The 777-nt window shown below is 30.1% G+C and carries 2 protein-coding genes; both read left to right on the top strand.

Features of this window, described 5'->3' with window-relative positions:
- On the top strand, positions 1-153 hold a 153-nt coding region (locus HMPREF3241_RS13280), incomplete at its 5' end, for a DNA/RNA non-specific endonuclease (protein ID WP_371106696.1).
- Positions 154-235: 82 nt separating this feature from the next.
- Positions 236-730: a TIGR01741 family protein gene (locus HMPREF3241_RS09755; RefSeq protein WP_070853638.1), complete on the top strand. Its 495-nt coding sequence runs from the start codon at positions 236-238 to the stop codon at positions 728-730.
- The last annotated feature ends 47 nt before the right edge of the window (positions 731-777 follow it).

The raw sequence follows: 777 nt of genomic DNA, 5'->3' as shown, positions 1-777 counted from the left end.
GACAATCTCGTACCCCAAAGTAAATACATCAATCGCTCATTTAAAGAGAACGGTCAATGGTATAAGATGGAGAAAGAATGGCAAAAAGCAATTAAAAAGGGAAGAGAAGTAAAAAATATTAAAATTGAAGTCCAATATAGGGGGGACAGTTAAAGGCCAACTCAGTTTAAAGTAAAATATGAAATAAATAATAGGAAACTTGAGAGACATATAAAAAATATATAGAGGTGAAACAATGGAATTTGAAGAAAAATTAAACGAAATGTATCAACAAATCGCAAGTAAAATTAATGAAATGATTCCTGTGGAATGGGAACGAGTATATACAATGGCATATATAGATGATCAGGGTGGCGAAGTTTTTTTTAATTTCATCCACCCCTACAGTAACGACATACATTACTATACTAGTATTCCAGATGATTATAATGTTTCTGAAAGAATATTTGATGAATTATCAGACGAACTTTACGAAAATTTTGATAGACTCCGAGAGCTATTTATAGAAAATAATCAAGAGCCATGGACATCGTGTGAATTTGATTTTACCAATGAAGGTAAATTAAATGTGTCCTTTGATTATATTGATTGGAAAAATTCAGAATTTGGACAGTTAGCTAGAGAACGTTATTATGAATACAAAAAATTCGGTATGATTCCTAAATATGAAGACGAAAGAGAAGAAATTAAAGAAATAGAACAGTTCATTAAAGAACAAGAAAAAGAGTAAAATGAAGTGAAGAATGACTAAGCAATGTAAAAGTTGCTTAGTTTTCT

Origin of the sequence: Staphylococcus sp. HMSC34G04 (assembly GCF_001838765.1) — a bacterium.
Taxonomy (GTDB): Bacteria; Bacillota; Bacilli; order Staphylococcales; family Staphylococcaceae; genus Staphylococcus; species Staphylococcus epidermidis.
Note: the sequence above shows the minus strand (reverse complement) of the source record. Positions and strands in the feature narration are given on the sequence as shown.